Origin of the sequence: Sorangium sp. So ce426, assembly GCF_051475585.1 — a bacterium.
GTDB lineage: Bacteria > Myxococcota_A > Polyangia > Polyangiales > Polyangiaceae > Sorangium > Sorangium cellulosum_B.
On sequence record NZ_CP150341.1, the window covers coordinates 10536834 to 10560000 of the forward strand.

16 protein-coding genes (1 of these 16 running past the window's edge) are annotated in these 23167 nt (G+C 74.0%); 9 read left to right on the top strand and 7 right to left on the bottom strand.

What is annotated here, in order from left to right; genetic code table 11:
- Window positions 1-15: 15 nt before the first annotated feature.
- Window positions 16-1362 carry an MFS transporter gene (locus WMF44_RS39490; RefSeq protein WP_437295206.1) on the bottom strand — a complete coding sequence of 449 codons (1347 nt, stop codon included), beginning with the start codon at window positions 1360-1362 and terminating at the stop codon, window positions 16-18.
- A 155-nt stretch (window positions 1363-1517) separates the two neighbouring features.
- Between WMF44_RS39490 and nhaA the strand changes: the two genes are divergently transcribed.
- Window positions 1518-2924, top strand: coding sequence for a Na+/H+ antiporter NhaA (gene nhaA, locus WMF44_RS39495; RefSeq protein ID WP_437295207.1), 1407 nt, complete (start codon window positions 1518-1520; stop codon window positions 2922-2924).
- 114 nt (window positions 2925-3038) lie between these two features.
- Here nhaA and WMF44_RS39500 read toward each other — a convergent pair whose 3' ends face one another.
- From WMF44_RS39500 to WMF44_RS39515, 4 genes are all read right to left on the bottom strand, one after another.
- Complete coding sequence (locus WMF44_RS39500; RefSeq protein WP_437295208.1) at window positions 3039-3461, bottom strand: RNA recognition motif domain-containing protein; 423 nt, start codon at window positions 3459-3461, stop codon at window positions 3039-3041.
- A 338-nt stretch (window positions 3462-3799) separates the two neighbouring features.
- Window positions 3800-5155: a hypothetical protein gene (locus tag WMF44_RS39505; RefSeq protein WP_437295209.1), complete on the bottom strand. Its 1356-nt coding sequence runs from the start codon at window positions 5153-5155 to the stop codon at window positions 3800-3802.
- Window positions 5152-6561: a hypothetical protein gene (locus WMF44_RS39510; protein ID WP_437295210.1), complete on the bottom strand. Its 1410-nt coding sequence runs from the start codon at window positions 6559-6561 to the stop codon at window positions 5152-5154. The genes WMF44_RS39505 and WMF44_RS39510 overlap by 4 nt, the downstream gene beginning before the upstream one ends.
- A gap of 1 nt (window position 6562) precedes the next feature.
- Entirely contained in the window at window positions 6563-9022 is a 2460-nt protein-coding gene (locus WMF44_RS39515) for an MMPL family transporter (protein ID WP_437295211.1), read from the bottom strand.
- A 163-nt stretch (window positions 9023-9185) separates the two neighbouring features.
- On the opposite strand from WMF44_RS39515, the gene WMF44_RS39520 reads away from it, so the two are divergent.
- Window positions 9186-9797, top strand: coding sequence for a peptide deformylase (locus tag WMF44_RS39520; RefSeq protein ID WP_437295212.1), 612 nt, complete (start codon window positions 9186-9188; stop codon window positions 9795-9797).
- 51 nt (window positions 9798-9848) lie between these two features.
- Here the strand turns inward: WMF44_RS39520 and WMF44_RS39525 are convergent, their stop codons facing one another.
- Entirely contained in the window at window positions 9849-11321 is a 1473-nt protein-coding gene (locus WMF44_RS39525; RefSeq protein WP_437295213.1) for a UDP-N-acetylmuramoyl-tripeptide--D-alanyl-D-alanine ligase, read from the bottom strand.
- 83 nt (window positions 11322-11404) lie between these two features.
- Window positions 11405-12676 (bottom strand): hypothetical protein, encoded by a 1272-nt coding sequence (locus WMF44_RS39530; protein ID WP_437295214.1) that lies wholly within the window; start codon window positions 12674-12676, stop codon window positions 11405-11407.
- A 540-nt stretch (window positions 12677-13216) separates the two neighbouring features.
- Here WMF44_RS39530 and leuS point away from each other — a divergent pair.
- From leuS to WMF44_RS39565, 7 genes are all read left to right on the top strand, one after another.
- Complete coding sequence (leuS, locus tag WMF44_RS39535) at window positions 13217-15781, top strand: leucine--tRNA ligase (RefSeq protein WP_437295215.1); 2565 nt, start codon at window positions 13217-13219, stop codon at window positions 15779-15781.
- Window positions 15782-15970: 189 nt separating this feature from the next.
- Complete coding sequence (locus WMF44_RS39540) at window positions 15971-17083, top strand: trypsin-like serine protease (RefSeq protein WP_437295216.1); 1113 nt, start codon at window positions 15971-15973, stop codon at window positions 17081-17083.
- A 67-nt stretch (window positions 17084-17150) separates the two neighbouring features.
- Window positions 17151-17759 (top strand): penicillin-binding protein activator LpoB, encoded by a 609-nt coding sequence (locus WMF44_RS39545; RefSeq protein WP_437295217.1) that lies wholly within the window; start codon window positions 17151-17153, stop codon window positions 17757-17759.
- On the top strand, window positions 17759-19135 hold the full coding sequence (locus WMF44_RS39550) for a hypothetical protein (RefSeq protein WP_437295218.1): 1377 nt from the start codon (window positions 17759-17761) through the stop codon (window positions 19133-19135). Before WMF44_RS39545 ends, WMF44_RS39550 begins: the two co-directional genes overlap by 1 nt.
- 59 nt (window positions 19136-19194) lie before the next feature.
- Entirely contained in the window at window positions 19195-19722 is a 528-nt protein-coding gene (locus tag WMF44_RS39555; RefSeq protein ID WP_437295219.1) for a peptidylprolyl isomerase, read from the top strand.
- 71 nt (window positions 19723-19793) lie between these two features.
- Window positions 19794-22457 carry an MGH1-like glycoside hydrolase domain-containing protein gene (locus WMF44_RS39560; protein WP_437295220.1) on the top strand — a complete coding sequence of 888 codons (2664 nt, stop codon included), beginning with the start codon at window positions 19794-19796 and terminating at the stop codon, window positions 22455-22457.
- 63 nt (window positions 22458-22520) lie between these two features.
- Window positions 22521-23167, top strand: partial view of a hypothetical protein gene (locus WMF44_RS39565; protein WP_437295221.1) — the 5' portion only. The gene runs 181 nt beyond the window's last position; only the first 647 of its 828 coding nucleotides appear in the window; it begins with the start codon at window positions 22521-22523; its stop codon lies beyond the right edge, outside the window.

The window sequence follows — 23167 nt, forward strand, 5'->3', positions numbered from 1 at the left end:
GCGGAAAATGGAACGTTACTCCTGGCACCGGGAGCTGACAGAGAAAATCGAGCCCCCTGACGGTGACCGCCGCGTCGGTCGCGTTGGCCGCGTGGATCGCGCGAAGGTCACAGCCAGGACGAATGCTATCAACGCCGTGATCGAGGCGACCCCAAACGTGAGGGTGCCGCCCCCGCGCTTGTAGAGCTCACCCCACACGAGCATCCCGACGACGGATCCAGCGCCAGCGCTGGCAGTGAAGAGCCCTTGCGCCGTGGCGAGGATCTGAGGCGGGGAGCGATCCCGCGTGTAGGCGAGCGAGGCGACCCACATCATGCCGAACGAGACCGCGTGGAGCGGCTGGATCGCCAGCAGGGCGGGCCAGAAGCGCACATACGAGAGCAGCGCCCAGCGGAGCGAGGCGCCCGCGAAGGCGAACGCGAGCACCGTGGGCGGAGCGAACCGCTTGAGCAAGGGGCCGGAGAACGCCATGAGCGCGATCTCGCCGGCGACGCCGACGGCCCACGCGACCCCCACCAGCGACTCGGGGAAACCGATGTCGCGCAGGTGCAGCGTGTAACAGAGATCGTACGAAGAGGTGGCGCTCTGGGCCAGGAACGACGCCGCGAGGAACAGGCGGAAATCGTGGCTCTGGAGGAGGGCACGGGCGCGCTGCCGCACGGAGCCTCCGGCGGCCGGAGAGCGCGCAGCGCCGGCGGCGCCTTCGGTGGCCGGAGCGCGCGCAGCGCCGGCGGCGTCGGCCGCTCCGTCGCGCGCGCCGGACCGACGGAAGGGCGCCTCGCCGCGCGCCGGGAGGGCCCACGAGATGGCGAACGCGATCAGCAGGGAGGCAGCGATCGTGGCGGGGAACGCGGCCGGCCGCGCCGGATCGACGAGGGCTCCGCTGGCGATCGCCATCAGCGCGAAGCTGATCGAGCCCCAGAGCCTGAGCCGGCCGTAGGCGATGCCGGAGCTCGCCGACGCCTCCACCGCGACGACGTCGGCCATCGTGAACATCGGCGATCGAAAGAAAGCGAACGCGAGCGCCGCGACGAAGAGGCCGGCGAAGCCGAGCGACACGCCGAGCGCCGACGACAGCGCGAGCAGCGCGAACACGACGAAGGCGCCGGCGCAGGCCGCCCGGATCAGCCACACCCGCACGCCGAGCGAGTCGGCGATCAAGCCGAACACCGGCGGCGCGACGAGGCCCATCGCCGGGAGCGTCGCCGCGATCGCCCCCATCGCGAGCCCCTGCATCCCCCGCGCCTCCAGCCAGCTCGGGAACAGCGGAAGGTACACGCCGAGGACGGCGAAGATACCGAAGTAGTAAAGCGAGATCGCCCGCGGCGATGGCCTGTGCTCTGAAGGGATGGAAGGAGGCATCGGCTGTGAGCGGCCCGCCCCGAGCGCGAGGGGCGTTCAGCGTGCCGCTCTCTGACGCCCGCCAGGCAAAGGAGCAAGCTCCGCGCCCCGGAAGCGCGGAGCTCGGGTCATTGCCGCTTCTCGATCGCCGTGGGGCGCCCTACCGTACGCGCGGAATGGGCACCTCGGACCTCCGCAACGCTCCGCCCGGAACCTGGTTGCCCGCGCGCCGCCTGGCGCTCTGGATCTTCCAGCCGCTCGAGCGGTTCCTCCACGTCCAGGCGGCGAGCGGCATCGTCCTGCTCATCGCCACCGCGGTGGCCCTCGCGTGGGCGAACTCTCCCTGGGCAGCTTCGTACGAGCGCCTCTGGCACACGCCGGTGAGGCTCGGCGTGGGCTCCTACCTCGTCGAGCGCGATCTCCATTTCTGGATCAACGACGGGCTGATGACGATCTTCTTCTTCGTCGTCGGGCTCGAGATCCGGCGCGAGATCCATCAGGGCGAGCTCTCCGTCCTGAAGCGGGCGGTGCTGCCCGTCGCGGCCGCGCTCGGGGGCATGCTCTTCCCGGCGCTCATCTACCTCGCGCTGAACCCGAGCCCGCCGGAGCGCAGCGGATGGGGCGTGCCGATGGCGACGGACATCGCGTTCGCGGTCGGCGCGCTGGCGCTGCTCGGCAACCGCGTCCCGGCGGCGCTGCGCGTGCTGCTCCTCGCGCTCGCGATCATCGACGACATCGGCGCGATCCTCGTCATCGCCGTCTTCTATTCGTCGAGCATCTCGGCCGCGGGGTTCGGGCTCGTGGCCCTGGGCATCGCGGGCGTGCTCGCGCTGCAGCGCTTCGGCGTCCGCTCGCCGGCGGTCTACGCCGCGCCCGGCGTCGTCATCTGGGCCGGCCTGCTGAGCGCCGGCGTGCACCCCACGATCACGGGGGTCCTGCTCGGCCTGCTCACGCCGGTGCATCCCTGGTTCGGCGAGGAGGGCTTCCTCGCCGAGGCCCGGAGGGCGCTGCAGGACTTCCAGGAGCGCGCGACCGGCGGGCATGACGCGCGCGAGCTCACCGGGCCGCTCGCACAGCTCTCGCAGGCGCGGCGCGAGGCGCTGCCGCCCGTCGTGCGCCTGGAGGCCGCGCTGCATCCGTGGGTCGCCTACGGGATCATGCCGCCGTTCGCGCTCGCCAACGCGGGCGTGCGCCTCGGCGACGTGCACCTCGGCGCGGCGGGCTCGACGCGGCTGCTGCTCGGGGTCGTCTTCGGCCTGATGATGGGCAAGCCGCTCGGGATCATGGTCGCGTGCTTCCTGTCGGTGAAGCTCGGCCTCGCCGCCCTCCCGCGCGGCGTCCTCTGGCGAGGCGTGCTCGTCGTGGGATGCGTCGCGGGCATCGGCTTCACGATGGCGATCTTCGTCGCGGGGCTCGCGTTCGGAACGGGGCAAAGGCTCGGGGTCGCGAAGCTCGCCGTCCTGCTCGGGTCGCTGCTCTCGGCCCTCGTCGCGATGGCCGTCGGCAAGCTCGTGCTCCGCCCCGCGGAGGCAGGCCAGGTCGCCGCGACGGCCGATGAGGCGGAGGCATCGACGGAGTACTGATCGACCGGGGCCTCGGCGCGCGTGACGGCGGTCGCCGCGCAGGGCAGCGCACAAACGAGAACGGCGGCGCCTCTGGGGAGAGGCACCGCCGCTGGAACGTCGGCCTAGCTCGGCTCAGTACCGATCGCCGCCGCGACCGCCACGGCCGCCGCGGCCGCCACCACCGCCGCCGCCGTAGCCGCCGCCACCACCGCCACGGCCGCCGCGGCCACCACCGCCGCCGCCGCCGCCGCCGTAACCGCCGCCGCCGCCGCCGCCGTAGCCACCGCCGCCGCCGCCACCACGCTGGACGCGCTCCTCCGCCTCGTTCACGCGAAGCGGACGGCCGTCCATCATGGCGCCGTTCATGTTCTCGATCGCCTGCTGGGCCTGCTCAGGCGTGCCCATCGTGACGAACCCGAAGCCACGCGACTGCCCACTCTCGCGGTCGGTCACGATGTGTACATCCGTCACCTCGCCGCTCTGGGCGAAGGCGGCCTGCACGGAGGCCTTGGTGGCGGAGAAGGGGAGATTACCAACGTAGAGGCGAGTACCCATGACACTGATTCACTTCACGGCTCTGCGAGATGCGTCAGCTTCGGTGCCGAACAGTGCCCTGCCGCCCCGATGGAGCCGTGGGGGATCGAGGGGGGGCGGCGCTGGGGAGGAGCCCCCGATGCGCCACACGTTGCGTCGTCCAGTCCGCGATCAATCCGCGATCCCCGAGAAGAGAAGCGTCGTGTCGAGTGCCAGTGACGTTCGTGACCAGCCGATAGTAACCAAATGTCCCCACCGCGCAAGCGCTCGAAGCGGCCCCCATCACCGCGACCCTCGCCCGGACGTCCCGAACAGCCGCCGCGCGGTCGCGCTCGCCTCCACGCGGGGGTAGGCACACATCAGCGCCTCGCCGGGCGGCGGAAGGTGGCGCCGAGATCCCAGCCCTCGCCGCTGGCGGCGCGCGCGAGCGCGACGTCCGGCAGCACGCCGCCCGCGATCCGGACCTCGGCGATCACGCCGAGGCGGAGCGTGGCGGTGAGCGAGCGGGGGGCGGCGCCGGGCGCGAGGCGGGGCGGGTGACGGGCGAGGTCGAGGGCGCGGCTGCGATCGTCGGCGGTCGCGAGGGCGAGCAGCGCGCCGAGGGGCCCGGGGCCGAGCGGGCGCACCAGCGCGATCGCGAGCGTCGCCTTCCCGCGGGCGCGGCGGCGCCCGAGCTCCGCCCGCGCCACCGGCTCCGCGGTGACCTCGTGCCCAGGCCGCGAGAGGATCGGCGCGACCGCCTCGGCGACCTCGACGAGGTGGGCGGCTGACTCGTCCACGAGCAGCGACGCCGCGGGCCCTCCCCACGCGGGATCGCCGTGCGCCCTCGGGAGACCGACGAGGCCGAGGTGCGCGAGGCGCTCGGGCGGCAGCGCGTCGACCAGCCGCTGCGCGACGCCAGGCTGACCGAAGGGCCCGGCGTCGGGGCCCGTCGTGAGCACGATCCACCCGGCGACGCCCAGATCGAAGCGGACGGCGCCGCGGCGGTTCGTGTGCAGGCCGGCGCCGAGCCAGCCGAGGTCGTCGCGCTCGGTCTCGAACGCGCGCAGCGAGGTCGTCAGGTCGTCGGAGCGGATCACCTCGATCGCGTCGAGGAAGGCGGCGCCGCGCGCGGCGACGTCGTTGCGCGTCAGCGTGATCTGCCCCGGGCCGACGTCGGCCCGGAACGCGCCCGTGCCATCCGGCGCCGCGGGGTCGAAGCTGCGCGGCAGGAGCGCGACCATCGGCGACGCGAGCGCGCGGGCGACGCGGGCGGGATCCGCGCGCGGGAACACCGCGGCGAGCGGATCCCTCGGGTGCCGCTCGGGCCTCGGGATGTCGGCGAGCGCCGCGGCGGCGCCGCGAGCGCGGGCGCGCTCGACGGAGCTCACGATGTCGCGGCCGTCGAGCTTGAGCAGGCGCGCGGTGCGCAGCCCCTCGCGGAGGCGCACGACCGCGCCCTCCGCCTCGCGTGACGGCAGCGCGGACGAGAGCGTCGGGTACGGGTTCCCGGACGCATCGAGCCCGTAGAGGCTGTCGGCGATCGCCGGCGCGAACAGCGCCGCGGCGGGATCGCTGAGCTCGTGCGGATCGAGCGAGCTCGTCGGCCACGGGAGGTGCATCGAGAGGCGGCCGCCGAGCGGGGTGCGCCCCATCGCACGCGCGGCCTCCGGGAGGGCGGCGGCGCCGAGCAGCGCGCCAACGCCGCCGAGGAAGGCGCGGCGCGGGAGGCTCACCGCACCACCCAGATCTCGTCCGCCGTCGCGACGGCGAACGGGGCGCGCCCGGCCCCGTCGGGCGGACAGACCGCGAGGGCGCGCACCCCCGCCGGCGCCGGCAAGCGCAGGATCTCCTCGGGCGCCGCGCGGGCCGGGCCGCCCTCCCGGCGCCGCCACGACCAGACGACGACGGCATCCTCGAGCGGATCGAGGACGTCGAGGCTGGCGAGCAGCTCGGGCTCTCCATCCTGATCGAGATCGCCGACCGCGAGCTGCGCCCCGGCGCTGCCCACGACCTTGCGGCGGCCCGCGCTGTCCCGGAGCTCGACCGCGCCGCGCTCGCGCGTCGCCCAGACGGCGAAGGGCTCGCCCTGCGCGGACAGGAGCTGCGCGGACGCGAGCGCGTCGTACCGGCCGGAGAGCGACGCGGTCGCCGGCGGGGGATCGGCCGGGGCGCACGGCCCGAGCGGGCCCGTGAGGAGCGGCCCCCACGCCGTCGTGCAGGCCGAGCCGCCCGCGTCCGGGATCGAAAGCCCCGGCAGCTCGGCGAGCGCCTTCAGCTCGCCGTCGAAGCGGATGCTGCGCGCGCGATCGGTGAGCCCGACGTCGGCGAACGGCGGCAGGCGCTCGCCGTCCCTCGCGCGCTCGACGAGCGTGGCGAACGCGAGCGGCTCGCGCAGCGGCGCCGGGTGCACGGCGACGACGTCCGGCCACGGGCGCGACGCGAGCGGCACGACCCGGCCGCCGCGGAGGCGGAGCGTCGTCACGCGCCGGCGGCTCACGCTCAGGAGCTCGAGCGCCCCGTCGGCGTCGAGATCGCCGCACGCGAGCGCGACCACGTCGCCCTCGAAGTTCTTCGCGCGGTCGACCCTGGCGGCGACGAGCGGGATCGGCGCGAGGAAGCTGCGGATCTCCGCGTCGATGGGCGCCTCGGCGTAGGCGTGGGCGATGGGCCCCGGCTCCGGGTCGCGGATGCGCGCCCAGACGGTGCGCGGCACCGGGTACACGTCCGCGGTGACGCGCAGCTTCCCCGCCGCGATCTCGACGACGAGGTGGACGAGCGCCGCGTCGTCGCGCGCCGCCTCGCGCGCGAGCGGCAGCGGGATCGGGTCCTTCTGCGCGCGCACGCCGGCGCCGAGCTTGCCGGCGACGTGGGCGGCGAGCGTGGCCACGAGCTGGGCGCCGCGCGGCGCGGGCGCGTCGGAGACCAGCGGCGCGGCGGCCACGAGCGCGCGGCCGTCCACGGCGTCGAGCGAGCGCACGAGCGCGTCGACGGCGCGAGCCACGGCCGAGCGCGGCGGCCTCGGCGCCGGCGCCGCGGGAGGCGGCGCCGCGGCGGGCGGAGGAGACGGCTGCGCCGCGGCGGGACGCGCGAGCGCGAGGAGAGCGAGGAGGAGGAGGCCCCGGGGCGACAACGGCGACATGTTATGCGCGTCCATGGGCCCGGGGCCAGAGCCGTAGCCCCGCAGGCACCACGAGGAGCGCGACGACGAGGCCGACCGCGCTGCCCAGCGCGCCGACCCGGCCCAGGTCGCGGAGGCCGTCGAAGCCGCAGAACGCGAGCGCGGAGAAGCCCGCGGCCGTGGTCAGCGCCGTGGCGGCGATCGCCGGCCCCTCGCGGCGCAGCGTCTCGCGGATCACGGCGTCGCCGCCGCCCGCCGCCTCGATGTCGCGGGCGCGGTGGAGCAGGAACATGCCCTCGTCCACCGTGATCCCGAGCAGCACCGGGATGACGAGCGCGTCGTACGCGTGCAGGGGGATGCCGAGCGCCCGGATCAGCAGGAGGACGAGGGAGATCTCCGAGGCGACGACGAGCGCGGCCAGCGCGATGTCGCGCGCGCTGCGGAGGGAAGCGGAGAGCGCCAGCAGCACGAGCGCGCCCGCGACGAGCGCGATCCTCGGCATGTCGTGCGCGAGCGTCTCGCGCAGCGACGCCTCGAGCCGGCTGTAGCCGGTGAGCATGGCGCCCGGATCCTCCTCGCGGATCGCGCGCTCGATCCCCGCGACCGAGCCGGTCTCGCGGGGCCGCACGTACAGCGCGACGAGCGCCTCGCCCCCGTCCGCCCCGAGGTAGCGCGAGAGCAGGATGGACGCGGGGCCGCGCTCGAGATCGGAGAGCGCCACCTCCTGCCGGGGCGGCGCGCGCATCCCGTCGAGCACCGCCGAGAAGCGCTCGGGCGCGAAGCCCGTGTCGCGGAGCGCGCGCGCGAGCTCGTCGGCCCTGGCGGGCAGGTCGAGCGCGTCGCGCGCGGCGAAGCGCTCGGCCTGCGTCCGGGCGGCGGGGGCGAGCGCGGTGAGCGCGTCGACGGCCTCCACGTCGGCCTTCATCGAGGCGAGGCGCTCCGCGATCCGGTCGCCGCGCGCGCGGGCGCGCTCCTGGTCGCCGTCCGCGACGAGCACCACCCACTGCCCTCGCCGACCGCCGAACGCCTCGAAGATCTCCTGCTGTACCTTGAGGGGCTCGAGCTCGGCCGGCCTGATCGCGACGATGGCCTCCGCGAGCGGCGGCGAGGCGCCGAGGGCGACCGCCGCGATGGGGAGCGCGGCGAGCCCCGCGAGCGCGAGCGCGCGGCCCCGCGTACGGGTGAGCCGGTAAAGGACGTCGGGCCAGCGCGCCGGCGCCTCGATCGGCGGGGTCCCCCGCTCGAGCCACGCGCCCACGGCCGGCGTCACGAGGACGATGGCGATCGCCGTCAGGACCTCGCCCGCGGCGCACAGGAGCCCGAGCTGCCGGAGCGCGTTGATGTCCGACAGCGCGAGCGCCCCGAACGCCGCCCCCGCCGTGACGGCAGCGACGAGCACCGCGCGGGAGGTCCGCGCCCTCGCCGCGCGCGCGGCCGCCTCCGGATCGAGGCCCTCGCGCCGCGCCTCGAGCAGCGCGGCGTAGACGTGGACGCCGGTGTCGACGCCGACGCCGACGACCACCGACATGAAGGCGACGGCGATCGCGCTGAGCCCTCCCGGGAGCGCCGTGGCGAGCCCCGCGGTCCAGAGGGTCCCGAGCACGAGCGGCGGCATCACCGCGGCGAGGGCGCGCAGGCGGCGGAAGAGCAGCGCGAAGACGACGGAGGCGAGCAGCATCGAGAGCGACCCCGAGATCGCGAGATCGCGCGTGAGCATCGCCTCGGTCGCCGCGGCGATGGCGTGCCCGCCGGTGAGCCCGAGCGTGAGCCCCGGGTGCGCCGCGCGGATCGGGCCGAGGACGGCGTTCGCGTCCGCGACGAACGCCCGCGCGTCGGCCCCGCGGAGCGCCTGCCCCGCCGGCTGCACCAGGACGAGGTGCACCTTGCCGTCGTCCGTGGCGAAGGCGCCGTCCGCCTGCGTGCGCACCCCGGATCCGATGTCCGCGGACTCGAAGACGAGCTGCGAGAGGCGCAGCGGGTCGGCCGCGATCGTCTCGGCTGCGGCGCCGCCGCCCGGCGCGAGCAGCATGGCGCGCGTCTCGGCGAGGCGCTCCCGCATCCCCTCGGGCGAGAGCGCGGCGGCGAGGCGCTCTCGCACGCGCGCGTCCGCGTGCCGGAACGCGACCCACGGATCGAGCGAGCGCGAGACGTCGATCCGATCGGCGGCGCGCTGCACGGTCGGGCGCGCCGCGAGGGCCCGCGCGATCTCCGCGGCCACGGCCGCGTTCTCGTCGGGGTCGTCGCCCTTGACCATCACGACGCCGAGGTCACCGCCCCCGAACCCGCGCACGTACCGGCGCAGCGCCGCGGCGTCTCCGCGCTCCGGCAGGAGCGAGGCGACGTTCGGCTCGAGCTGTAGCCGCAGCGTCACGGCGGCGAACGCGGCGAGCGTCAGCGCCGCGAGGGCGGCGACGACGACGAGGCGGAGCGGCCGGCGGGGGGCGTCCGCGCGAGCCGACGGAGGCGGAAGAGGTGCTGCCATGGAAGCGCCGGGCCGTACCCGGCGCCGCTCCTCTACCCTCACGCCCGCCTCGCCGCGAGGACATCCACCCTCACGCCCGCCTCGCCGCGAGGCCCCCCACACGGTCCATGCTCCCGAGCTCACGACGCTTGCGCTCGCGAGGGCGCCGATTCATCCCGGCAGCATGGAGCTCCCCCCGATCGTCCTCGCAGGCAGAGCCGTCCTGCGGAAGCCCGCCGCGCCCGTCCCACCCGAGGAGATCGGGACGAAGCGGCTCAAGCGCCTCGTCTCGACGATGGTCTCCGTCATGCGCAAGGCGCCCGGCGTGGGGCTCGCGGCGCCGCAGATCGGCGTCGACCAGCAGGTGATCGTGCTCGAAGACAGCGAGGAGCTCATGTCGCGCCTCACAGCGGGCCAGCGCGCCGAGCGCGGACGCGTGCCCTTCCCGCTCCGGGTGATCATCAACCCGACGCTGAGGGTCCTCGCGCCGTCGCTCCCGGACGCGGCAGGCGCGGGGCGGGCGACGTTCTTCGAGGGCTGCCTGAGCGTCCCGGGTTACATGGCGCTGGTCGAGCGAGAGCTGTCGGTCGAGGTGAGCGGCGTGGACGAGGACGGCAAGGAGGTCCGGTGGGAAGCGACGGGCTGGCCGGCGCGGATCCTCCAGCACGAGGTCGATCACCTCCGCGGCACGCTGTACATCGATCGCATGGTCACGCGCTCCTTCTGCAGCAACGAGGAGGCGAAGCTCTTGCTCAGCCTGTCCGTCGCCGAGGCGCGGGCCGCGCTCGGCGCGTGATCGCGGCCCAGCGCGCCGGGAGGCGAGCGCGCTCGACCGGCGGACGCGCGCTCACGGCGAGGGCGACGAGCCGGCGCCGCGCCCGGCGCTGGCGACGAGGGCTTCGACGATCCGCTCCATCCTGATCCCGCGCGAGCCCTTCACGAGCACCAGATCGCCGCGCTCGACGATCTCCTGCGCTCGGGCCGCCGCGGCGTCCGCGTCTACGGCGAACCACGCCCGCACGCCAGCCGCCTCGGCGGCGCGCGCGATCCGCGCCGCCTCGCCGCCGACGGCGACGAGCGCGGCGGGGCGCGCGGCGCCGACCTGCTCGCCGAGCGCGTCGTGCTCCGCCGCCGCGAGCGCGCCGAGCTCGCGCATCTCGCCGAGCAGCAGGACCAGCCGCTTCCCGAGCGCCTCGGCGACCTCGACGGCCGTCCTGAGGGACGATCGCATCGACAGCGGGTTGGCGTTGTAGCTGTCGTCGATGACCACGGTGCCGTCCGGCAGCTCGCGGACGGACAGGCGCCCGTCCCCCGGCGGCGCGAGCCCCGCGGCGGCGCGTGCCGCTCGCTCGGTCGAGAGCGGCTCGCCGACCGCCTCTTCCACGACGGCGACGGCCGCGGCCGCCGCCAGCGCCCCCGCCTCGCCGAGCAGCGGGACGACGAGCTCCAGCGCCTCGCCTCCGCGCTCGAGCCGCACCGAGGTGCCGCGCACGCCGACCGGCCGCCTCCCCACGATCCGGATCCGCGCGCGCTCCCCGGAGCCGTAGGTGATCCGCCGCGCGGCGCCGGCGCGCTCGAGCTGCTCGACCACCTTCGCGTCGTCGCCGTTGCCGAGGGCCACGCCCTCGGCCGGCAAGGCGGCGAGCAGATCACCTTCCTCGGCGGCGACGTCTTCCAGCGTGCCGAGCCCCTCGGTGTGCTCGACGCCGATGGACGTCAGCACGGCGAGGTCCGGCCCCGCGATCCGCGCGAGGGCCGCGACCTCGCCGCGCTGGTTCGTGCCGATCTCGACGACCGCGAAGCGATGGCGGTCCTCGAGCCCGAGCAGCGTCATCGGCAGCCCGATGGCGTTGTTGAGGTTGCCCGCCGTCGCGTGCACCTCGCCGCGGCCCACCCCCGCGAGCAGCGCGGCGATGGTCCGCGTCGTCGTCGTCTTGCCGGCCGAGCCGCCGATCGCGACGATCGCCCGCGGCCCGTCGCGGTGGGCGCCCGCCCGCCATCGCTCGCGGTGCGCTCTGGCCAGCGCCCCGAGCGCGGCGAGGCCGTCGTTCACGAGCACCGCGCCTCCTCCGGGCGGCAGGGCGACCTCCCGCGAGACGATGAACGCGGCCGCCCCGCGCTGCGCGGCGGCGTCGAGGAACCTGTGGCCATCGAAGCTCTCGCCGGCGAGCGCGACGAACGCCGCTCCTGGCGCGATCGTCCGGCTGTCGGTCGAGACGCCCCGCGCGTCCGGCCCGCTCCTCAGCACGCGCCCGCCGGTCGCGCGCGCCAGCTCGTCGAGGGAGAAGGGGGCAAGGTTGTGCGGGATCGGCGTCGCCATCGCGGGCGATCACCAGCACGGAACCGGGCGCGGGGCCAACGAATCGCCTGCGGCGCGCCCCGTCCGTGCGGCGTCGCGCCGCCTCAGCGCCGGGTCTTTTCCTTCTCGACCTCGTCGTAGATGTCGTCGCTCTTCGGCCGTGGGCGCGCGGCTGGGCGGGGCGCGGCGGGCGCGCTGGGGGCCGCCGTCACGCTCACGGTGGGCTCCGGCGACGCCTCGGCGGCCGTGGGCGGCGGCTCCTTGTAGTCGATCGCGATCGGTCCTCCGCCGCCCATGCTCTGCCACAGCGTGATCCCGATGAGCGCCAGCAAGGCCACCGCCAGGATCACGCTGAGCACGATGATGAGCGTCCTGCCGCCCTCCCGCCGCCGCGGCGCGACGGCGGCGGGTGGCTTCTGCGGTTCCGGGCGCTCCTGGACGAAGGTCGACGGGAGCGCCGGCATCTCGAGGCGCGCCGACGTGGTGGCCCACGGGCTCTCGGCCGCTCCGTCCCACCCGCCGGCCGCCTGGGGCGCGCCGTGCGCCGCCGCGCCGGGAGCTGCGCTCATCGCCGGCGCGGGCGCAGCGGCCGGTGGCGGCCCGGCCTGAGCCGGCATCCCCGCATGCAGCGAGGGCATCGGCGTGCGCGCGGCCTCTGATACCGCGGGCGCGGCCGCGCCGAAGCCAGGGCTCGCGAACCCGGGCGGCGCCGCCGGAGCAGGCGGCTGGCCGGCGTGAGGTGATGGCATCGGCGCGCGCGCGGCCTCTGGCGCAGCGGGCGCGGCCGCACCGAGGCCAGGGCTCGCGAACCCGGGCTGCGCTGCCGGCGCAGGCGGCTGCGTCGCGCTCGCGCCCATCCGATCCGTGATCGGCGCCGGCTGGAAGGCCGCCTGGCTCGGAGGCACCGGATCCGACTGCGGCGGCGCCGAGATGAACGGGAGCGCGCTCGGAGAAAAGACGCCGCTGGCCGAGAGCACGTCCTGCTGCGAGACGATCCCGGGCGGAAGGGTCCCTCCGCGCGCCGAGACGCTCGCCGTGGGCGGCTGGGTGTACCCGGCGGGAGCTGGCCCTGAGAACGCCGGCGCCGGCATGGCGCCCGAGAACGCGGGCGCCGATGACGCCGGCCCCGAAAACGCGGGCGCCGACGGCATCGGCCCTGAGAACGCGGGCGGGCTCTGCTGCTGAATCTGCTGCTGAAGATGAGGGCTCAGCGCGTACTGCGCGGAGAGCGGGCGCAGGGCGCCGGGCGCCATCAGCGGCGGCACGGGCAGCGGCCGGAAAGGGATCCCCGAGCCGTGCGCCGACGGGAGCGGCCGGCCTGGCTGCGCCGCCCTCTCACTCTCGGGGGCTCCCCATGGAACGTGTTTGTCGGTCATCCGCGCGCCTCGGAGGGACCGCCCACGCGACCCCTCCGCCTCACACTGAAGCGGAACAGCGCCCTCAATCTACCCCCAAGTCTCGGCGTGCGGCCATCCTTCTGACGCGTCGCCCCGCCCCGCGAGGCGCTGCCGCTCGTCGGCGCTGGCGCCACGCAGCGCCGCGCCGTGACGACACCGCCCGTCGCGGACGCAGGAGTGCGACGCCAGGGGTGCGCTCCTCGGGTCGGCGCGAGGAGGAGCGAGCTCGTCCCGCCACCGAGGCGCTCAGGAGGCGCGCGCTTTCGCCAGCGCCACCGGCGAGCAGGGCGCGCGCACGACGCTCCGGCGCGCGGGCGGCCCCAGAGCGCGAGGCGGCGCGCGAGGTCAGCCCTCTCGGGCGCGGGCGTCGCCGACGGCAGAGCTCGGACCGAGGCGCTGTCCACGCTTGTCGGGAACTCTCGACATGGCCGTGCCGCGCCGTGGACGGGCGCGGCGCTCCCGCCGGGGCGCGGGCGTCTGCCGCCGCGGGGCGGCTGTCGACCGCGGCAGCACAGTGCTATGGCACGTCGCGATATGGCCGCCGAGACGATGGACCCCCGCGCCTCCACCGAACCTTCTCCCAACGAGCCGCGTGAGCCCGCGCGCTACGATCATGCCGCCGTCGAGCCGCGCTGGCAGCGCGCGTGGGAGGAAGGCGAGACCTTCCGCGCCGTCCGCAGCGCGGACCCCGCCCGCGGGAAGCGCTACGTGCTCGACATGTTCCCCTATCCGTCGGGCTCGGGGCTGCACGTCGGCCACCCCGAGGGGTACACGGCGACCGACATCATGTCCCGCTACTTCCGCATGCGCGGGATCGACGTGCTGCACGTCATGGGCTGGGACGCCTTCGGGCTGCCGGCGGAGCAGCACGCCCTCGAGACCGGCACGCACCCGGCCGACACGACGGCGCGGAACATCGCGACCTTCAAGCGCCAGCTCAAGATGCTGGGCTTCAGCTACGACTGGTCGCGGGAGCTCTCCACGACCGATCCGCGCTACGTGCGCTGGACGCAGTGGATCTTCCTCCAGCTCTTCAAGAAGGGGCTCGCGTACCAGGACGAGGTGAGCGTCAACTGGTGCCCGGCGCTCGGGACCGTCCTTGCGAACGAGGAGGTGATCGACGGCAAGAGCGAGCGCGGCTCGCACCCGGTCTACCGGACGCCGCTCAGGCAATGGATGCTCCGCATCACCGCCTACGCCGACCGCCTGGCGGAGGATCTCCGCCTCCTCGACTGGCCTGAAGGGACGGTGGCGATGCAGCGCTCCTGGATCGGCCGCTCGGAGGGGGCGCTCATCACGTTCGAGGTCAAGGGATGGGGCAAGGGCGCGCTGAGCGTGTTCACGACCCGCCCCGACACGCTGATGGGCGTCACCTACGTCGTGCTCGCGCCCGAGCACCCGCTCACGACATGGCTCACGAGCGCGGAGAGCGGCGCGTCCGAGCCGCGCCGCGAGGCGGTGCGCGCGTACGTCGCGGCCGCGGCGGGCAAGAGCGATCGCGAGCGGCTCGCCGCGGCGGCGAGGGAGAAGACCGGCGTCGACACCGGCCTCGTCGCCGTCCACCCCATCACGGGCGTGGAGGTGCCGATCTGGGTCGCCGACTACGTGCTCGGCGGCTACGGCACCGGCGCCGTGATGGCGGTGCCAGGGCACGACGAGCGCGACTTCGCCTTTGCCCGCACCTACGGGCTGCCCATCGTCGAGGTCGTGAGCCCCGACGGCACCCTGCACGACCAGCTCGAGGCCGCCTACGTCGACCCGGGCGTCGCGGTCCGGAGCGGCGAGTTCGACGGGCTCGCGACGGAGGAGTGCAAGCGTGCGGTCATCGCGCGCCTCGAGGCGCTCGGGCGAGGCAAGCGCGAGGTGAACTACAAGCTGCGCGACTGGGTCTTCTCCCGCCAGCGCTACTGGGGCGAGCCGATCCCGATCTACTTCCCCGTCGAGCTCGCCGATCCGCAGGGTGATCCCAGGAAGGGCGCCGCGCACACGATCCGCTACGATCAGCCGATCGCGGTCGACGAGGCCAGCCTCCCGATCGAGCTGCCGCCGCTCGCCGACTTCCGCCCTGGCGACGACCCTGCGGGCCCGCTGGCGCGCGCCGTCGACTGGCGCTTCTTCCAGCGGGACGGCAAGTGGTACGCGCGCGAGACGAACACGATGCCGCAGTGGGCGGGCTCGTGCTGGTACTACCTCCGCTTCCTCGATCCGCAGAACGACGCGGAGCCGTTCTCGGAGGCCGCGTACGACGCGTGGATGCCCGTCGACCTCTACGTCGGCGGCGCGGAGCACGGCGTGCTGCACCTCCTCTACGCGCGCTTCTGGCACAAGGTGCTCTACGACCTCGGCCATGTGAAGCACCCCGAGCCCTTCGCGAAGCTCGTCCATCAGGGGATGATCCTGGGCGAGGACAACGAGAAGATGTCGAAGTCGCGGGGCAACGTGATCAACCCCGACGACATCGTGCGGGCCCACGGCGCCGACGTGCTGCGGATGTACGAGATGTTCATGGGCCCGCTCGAGGCGGTGAAGCCCTGGCAATCAGGGCAGATCCAGGGGGTGGTCCGGTTCCGGGACCGCGTGTTCGCGACGTGCACGCGACCGCTCTCGGACGCGATGGACGACGCGACGAGCCGGCAGCTCCACAGGACGATCAAGAAGGTGACCGGCGACATCGAGGGGATGGCGTTCAACACCGCCATCTCCGCGATGATGGTCTTCGTGAATCACCTGAGCTCGCTGCCTTCGCCGCCGCGCGAGGCGGTCCTGCGGCTGATCCTCCTCGTCTCTCCCTTCGCGCCGCACCTCGCGGAGGAGCTGTGGCGGCTCACCGGCCACGAGCGTTCGCTCAGCTACGAGCCGTGGCCCACCTACGACGAGGCCTTCTGCGTCGACGACGTCCTGGAGATCCCGGTGCAGGTGAACGGCAAGGTCCGCGGTCGCGTGATGCTGGCGAAGGCGGCATCGGAGGAGGAGGCGCGAGCCGCCGCGCTCGGCCTGGAGCCCGTGGCCGCCCTCGCCGCGGGCAAGCAGCTGAAGAAGTTCATCTACGTCGCGGGGAAGATCGTGAACATCGTGGTCGGCTGACGCTCCGGCGCCGCCTGGAGAGCTCCGGCGCCGCCGGGAGAAAACGAGCGCTCGCAGCGCGGCGACGTCGCGAACGGACGCGGGGGATAGCAGCGCGAGGGAGGCTCTCCCGGCGCGCGAGCTTCCCCGGAAGCAATCCTCTCCTCGCTCGGGGCGCGCGGCGGTGCACAGCCCAGGCTGGCAGGTGCCGTGCAAAGGCGGCTGGCCGTGTGCCGGAACAGCACCGCACGGTGTACCCGAGCAGGCTGCCTCCTCGCCGCCGCGCTGGCCGGCTGCGCTGGAGACGCGGACGAAGCGGACCTGCACGAGGAGGACGCGGCCGAGGCCGCGCTGGAGATCAAGGGAGGGTATCTAGACGCTGGAGACCGCGCGGTCGCCGGACTCCTCATCACCGATCGCAGAGGGCGCGTCGCGCGGACCTGCTCGAGTACCGTCATCGCGCCCAACCTGGTGCTCACCGCGCAGCACTGCATCGCGGAGGCTCCCAAGCTCATCGCCTGCAAGACGGCGACGTTCGGTGAGCCGGTCGATGCCTCGCAGGTCTACGCCACGCTCGGCGGGGCCCTGTGGGCCGCGGACACGCCGTGGATCGGCGCGCGCGCGCTGCTCAGCCCGCCCGACGGCAACGCCGTCTGCGGGCGCGACGTCGCGCTCGTCGTGCTGTCCTCCCCGCTCGGCGGCAGCGAGGTCACGCCGCTCGCGCCCCGCCTCGATCGTCCGCCCGAGGAGAGCGAGGTCTACTCCGCGGTGGGCTTCGGCGACACGGAGGGCAGATCGCGCGGCGGCGGCGTCCGCAGGCGCCGCGATGGGCTCCACGTCGAGTGCGTCGGGTACGGGTGCGGGACGCAGGAGCGCGTCACAGGGGGCGAGTGGCGCGGAGAGAACGGCATCTGCAGCGGCGACTCGGGCGGACCGGCGCTCGACGCCGCGGGGCGGATCATCGGCGTGACGTCGCGCGGGCCGGCCGGCTGCGCCGACCCCATCTATGGTGGGCTCATCGCCCATCGCGACTGGCTCGTCACCGAGGCGATGCGCGCCGCCGACGTCGGCGACTACGACCCGCCCTGGTGGGCCACGGCGTCGGCCCCCGCGGAGCGCTTGCCTTCGCGCAGGCCGCTCGACGAGCGCTGGCTCTCGTGCGCACACGGCCCCTTCGTCGGCGACGACAGCGGGGCCGCGGCGGCGCTCGCGCTGCTCGCGCTGCTCGCGCTGAAGCGAGCCAGGGCGTCCGCGCTGCTGACGTGCCGCGCTCACCGCGCACGCCACGCGCGCGCCGCGTCGCAGAGCACGATTTCCGCCTGATCGAAGCTCCAGCGCACACCTCGCCTGCTAGGATGCGGGCGTCCTGCCCTGCGGAGTGTCCATGCCCATGTCGCCCAGCATCCGTCCGGCCGCGCTGCTCGCGGCGCTCGTGCTCGCCTCGCTCCCCATCGGCTGCGGCCCCACCTACGTGCGCGGCAATCAGGTCGAGGGGCTCGACGACGCGGCGATGAGCACGGGGATCGACAGGCGCGACATCGAGCAGCTCCTCCACGAGAACCTGACGTCGCTGATGGCCTCTCCGGTGGCCAAGGCGTGGGCGCACGACGGCTCGCGGCCCACGCTCGCCATCTATCCGCTGTCGAACCAGACGAGCGAGCACATCGACAGCCAGCTCCAGGCGCTCCTTTCCGATATCGAGACGTACCTGGCCCAGGCGAGCCTCGTCACCGTGGTGAGCGTCGAGCGCCAGCAGCAGATGGTCGCGGAGGTCGAGAAGCAGCACGGCGGCGGGTTCGATCCGAACCACATCGCCGAGTACAACCGCCAGCTCGGCGCGAAGTACTACCTCACCGGCAAGGTCTTCACCGCCGATGAGCGCACCGAGGACGAGCGCCGCGTCCAGTACTTCATGTTCATGCAGCTCATCGAGGTCGCCACGAGCGCGGTGGCCTGGCAGAACAGGGCGGCCTTCACCAAGGCGCTCATCCAGGAGTGATGCGCCGGCGGCACGCGGGCCTCGCGGGGCGCGAGCGTGCGGCCCTGGCTCCTCTCGCGCTGCTCCTCGGCCTCTCGCAGGCCGCCTGCGGCGGACATGAAGATCGCGTGCGCACCGCGCTCCAGGCGCTCGATCGCGGCGCTCCCGCCGAGGCGGTGGCCGCGCTGAACGAGCAGCTCGAGGTCGAGACCGCGGCCCAGCTCCCGGCGCTCCGGGGCGACAACGCGCTCCTCCTGCTCGACCGCGGCAACGTCCTCCTCAGCATGGACAGCTACCGGCTGTCCGCGCGCGATCTCGGGGCCGCGGACAAGTCGATCGACCTGCTCGACATGTCCCGCGGGGCCGCCCACGATCTCGGCAAATACCTCTTCTCGGACGACGTGGGCCCGTACAAGGCGCCTGCCTACGAGAAGCTGCTCATCAACACCATCAACATGATGAACTACCTGGCCCAGCGCGACCTCGGCGGGGCCAGGGTCGAGGCGCGCCGCCTCGCGGTCATGCAGAGATACCTGCGCGATCACGAGGGCGAGACGGCGCTCCTCGGCCTCGGCAGCTACCTCGCGGGCCTCGCCTTCGAGAAGAGCGGCCAGGCTGACGAGGCGCTCCTCCACTACGACGACGCCCTCCGCCACGGGTCGTATCCGTCGCTCCGCCGCCCGCTCCGCGCGCTCACGCGCGGCGAGCCCAGGTCGCCCCGCATCGCCGCGTTGATCGAGGGTGAGGCCCCGCCGCCGCCCCTCGACGAGGCCGGCGAGGCCGAGCTCATCGTCGTCGTCGGGTTCGGGCGCGTCCCGCAGAAGGTGCCGCAGCGCCTCCCGATCGGCCTCGCGCTCACGCTCGTGGCCAACGACATCAGCCCGACGGATCGCGCGCGGGCGAGCGAGCTCGCGGCGAAGGGGCTCGTTACCTGGGTCAACTACCCGACGCTCGCCCGGGGCAAGGGCGGCTATTCGGTTCCCACGCTGAAGCTCGACGGGCGCCCCCAGCCGATGGAGCAGGCGCTCGACGTCGAGGCGCAGGTGCGCGCGGCCTGGAAGAAGAGCGAGGGCACCGTCATCCTGTCGGCCATCACGAGGACCGTCGCCCGCATCGCGGCCGGCGAGGCCGCGCAGGGCGCCACCGAGGCGGCTGCGGAGGACTCCGGGCCGCTGGGCCTGCTCGTCGGCCTGCTGACGAGCGCGACGCTGACCGCGCTCGACACGCCGGACACGCGCGGATGGTCGACGCTCCCCGCGCGCATCGCGATCGCGCGGACCCGCGTCCGCGCGGGCACGCACGACGTGGTCGTCGGCGTCCGGGGCGAGTCGAGGCGCGCCCGCGTGAGCGTCACCGCGGGCGGGTGGGCCTTCGTCCCGGTGATGGTCCTCCGCTGAGCGGCGCGCGCGGACGGGAGGGTTGCGGGCGCACTCCTCCCGCGGCAGTCTCCGCGCCGATGCGTAGCCCTCATCTCCGCGCCGTGCTGGTCCGCGCGCTCTCGGCGTGCTCGCCCCTCGCGCTCCTCTGCGCGACCGCCTGCGGGGCGCTCGCCACCTCGCCGTCGTGGGTCGGCGGCGGCCTCGCGGTCTCCGCGCCGATCCGGGCGGCCGAGGAGGACGCCGCGATCGAGCGGGAGCGCGCGCTGATCGCGAGTCAGCCCAAGCAGATCGGCGCGCGGCATCTCCTCGTCATGCACGAGGGCTCGAAGAGCAAGCCCGAGGGCCTCCGCCGCACGCGCGCCGAGGCCCGCGCGCGTGCGCAGCAAGCGCTCCTCAAGATCCGCGGCGGGGCGAGCTTCGAGGAGGCGGTCGCGGAGTACAGCGACGAGCCGGGCGCCGCCGAGCGCGGCGGGGATCTCGGCGTGTTCGAGCGCGGCATGATGGTGAAGGGCTTCTCCGACGCCGCCTTCGCCTTGAAGATCGGCGAGGTGAGCGAGATCATCGAGACGCCGTTCGGCTTCCACATCATCCAGCGCACCGAGTAGCGCCCGCCCCCGATCGTCGCCCGCCGGCCGCGGGCTCGACGCCTCGGCCTTCGTCGCCTAGCGTGGCGCGCATGACGAGGAACGTCCGCGCAGCGCCGACCGCCGAGCACCGCCGCCTCGAGGAAGAGCGCGAGCGCCTCCTGCGCTGGAAGCACTGGGGCCCCTACCTCTCCGAGCGGGCCTGGGGGACGGTGCGCGAGGACTACAGCGCGAACGGGGACGCGTGGGCGCACTTCCCTCACGACCATGCCCGGAGCCGCGCCTATCGCTGGAACGAGGACGGGCTCGGCGGCATCTGCGACCGACACCAGCTCTTGTGTCTCGCCGTCGCCGTCTGGAACGAGCGGGATCCGATCCTGAAGGAGCGGGCCTTCGGCCTGACCGGGCCGGAAGGCAACCACGGCGAGGACGTCAAGGAGATCTACTACTACGAGGACGCGACGCCGACCTCCAGCTACCTGCGCTATCTCTACCGGTACCCGCAGCGGCCGTTCCCCTACGAGGCGCTCGTCGCCGCCGCGCGCGACCGCGGCCTCTCGGAGGGCGAGGCCGATCTGCCAGATCTCGGCGCCTTCGACGGGGATCGTTACTTCGACGTCGTCGTCGAGTACGCGAAGCGGAGCCCGAGCGACATCCTGATGGTCATCACCGTGGTGAACCGCGGCCCGGAGGCCGCGCCGATCCACGTGCTCCCGCACCTCTGGTTCCGCAACACATGGTCCTGGACCGAGCCTCCGGGACCGGTCCCGGAGATCCGGGCCATGGAGACCGACGCCGGTCATGTGATGCTGCGCGCGGCGCACCCCGAGCACGGCGCGCATCACCTGTACATCGAGGGCAGCCCGGAGCTGCTCTTCACCAACAACGAGACGAACCGCGAGCGGCTCTATGGCGTCCCTTCGCGGACACCGTACGTCAAGGACGCGTTCCATCACCGGGTCGTCCACGGCGACGAGGCGCGGGTGAACGCCGAGCGCCGCGGCACGAAGGCCGCGAGCTGGCATCGCTTCGAGGTGCCGGCAGGCGGGAGCCGGCGGATCCTGCTCCGGCTCGCGCCCGAGCCGGTCGACTGCCCCTTCGACGGCGCGGACGAGCTCCTCGGGGCGCGGCGCAGGGAAGCGGACGAGTACTATCTCGCCGTCCAGGGCCCTGCCCTGTCCGACGATCGCCGCGCCATCCAGCGTCAGGCGGCGGCGGGGCTGTTCTGGACGATGCAGTTCTACCACTACGACGTCGACACCTGGCTCCGCGGCGACGCGCACGCGCCGCCGCCCGAGCGGCTGAGCGGCCGAAACGCCCACTGGCGGCACGTCTCCGTCGCCGACGTCGTCTCCATGCCCGACGCGTGGGAGTACCCCTGGTTCGCGGCGTGGGATCTCGCCTTCCATGCGGTCGCGCTGGCCTCGCTCGACATCGATCTCGCGAAGGCCCAGCTGAAGATGATGGTCAAGGAGTGGTACCAGCACCCGAACGGGCAGCTGCCTGCCTACGAGTGGGAGTTCTCGGATCTGAACCCCCCGGTGCACGCCTGGGCGACCTACCAGATCTACAAGATCGAGCGGAAGCAGCGGGGCGAGGGCGATCGGGTGTTCCTGGAGCGGGTGTTCCACAAGCTCCTCATCAACTTCGCCTGGTGGGTCAACAAGCGCGACGCCGAGGGGCACAACGTCTTCGAGGGCGGGTTCCTCGGCCTCGACAACATCTCGCTCTTCGATCGCAGCGAGCGGCTCGCGCCCGGCATGCGCCTGGAGCAGGCGGACGCCACGGCGTGGATGGCGATGTACTGCCTCGACCTCATGCGCATCGCGCTGGAGCTCGCGCTCGACAACTCCGCGTACGAGGATCTCGCCAGCAAGTTCTTCGAGCACTTCTTGCGGATCGCGCACGCGCTCCACCACACGGCGGACGGCCGGCTGCCGCTCTGGTCCGAGGAGGACGGCTTCTACTTCGACATCCTCATCGCCGGAGGGAAGCCGCGGCACGTGAAGATCCGATCGGCCGTCGGCCTCATCCCGCTCTGCGCGGTGCACGTGATCACCCCGGAGATCTACGGCAAGCTCGCGAATTTCCGGCGCCGGACCGAGTGGTTCCTCCGCAAAAACCCCGCGCTGGCCGAGGCGATCACCGTACGTCCCGATGGCCGCCAGGTGCTCTCCGCGGTGCCGCCGGGGCGCCTCGAGCGGGTGCTCGCGCACCTGTTCGACGAGGACAAGTTCCTCTCGCCGTTCGGCCCGCGCTCGCTCTCCAAGGAGCACGCGGCCGCGCCCGTCTCGCTCGGGCTCGAGCCCTGCGACGCGCAGTACACGGTCGGCTACGAGCCGGGTGAGTCGATCACGCGCATGAAGGGCGGCAACTCCAACTGGCGCGGCCCGATCTGGTTCCCGCTCGGCTACCTGCTCTACCGCTCGCTCCTCCGGCTCGACCACGGCTTCGGCGACGTGCTCACGATCCCGTCGCTCGGCGGCCACGGCCCTCGCACGCTCCGCGACGGGGCGCACGAGATCGCGCGCCGGCTGATCGCGATCTTCGAGCGCGACCGCGAGGGGCGCCGCCCTGTCTACGGCGAGCACCCCCTCTTCCAGCGTGATCCTCGGTTCCGAGATCGCCTGTTTTTCTTCGAGTACTTCCACGGCGACACCGGCGCTGGGCTCGGCGCCTCGCACCAGACCGGCTGGACTGCCCTCGTGGGCGACCTGATCCTGCGCACGGAACGGCACGACCACCCGCGTTCGTAGCGCACCCCACATAGCGTTCGGCTCATCACCGGTTCGTCCCGGATCCGTGCTAGGAGGGCGCCTGTGTCGCTGGCGTTCGGCGTCTCGCTCCTCGCGTTGGCCGTCATGCTGGGCGGCATTGCGGCGGTGTTCCGTCACCGGAGCGAGAACGCGATGTCTGCGTTGCGGACGTTCGCCCTCGTCGGTGCGGCGTCGATCGCGCTGCTTCACCTGCTCCCGGAGGCGATCGGCGAGATCGGCTGGCTCGCGCTGCTCGCGGCGGCGTCTGGCTTCGTGGCGCCGGCGGTGCTGGAGCGCCTCGTGCTCGGGGACGCTGGGGCTCACCGGACGCCGACGACGGCGCTCGCGATGGGGTACGCCGCGGTGCTCGCGCATCAGTTCGGCGAGGGCGCGGCGGTGGCGTCGCTCTCACGGGTTGGCCAGCTCTCGCTCCCTGTCGTGCTCGTGATCGCCGCGCACACGGTGCCGCTCGCCATGGTGGTGGCGATTCAGGTCCTCGAGGTGAAGGCCGACGCCGGCGGCAAGCGCGCCATGAGCGCTGCGCTGGCGGGCATTGCGCTCGCCACGGTGGTTGGCGCCTTCGCGACGCGGCTTGTCGACCTGGAGCACCTCGAGGTGATCGAGCCCTGGCTGCTCTCCGCGGTCGCGGGCCTCCTCTTGCACGCGCTCTCGCACGAGGCGGTCGCAAGCGGCCCAGCGACGTCTCTGAG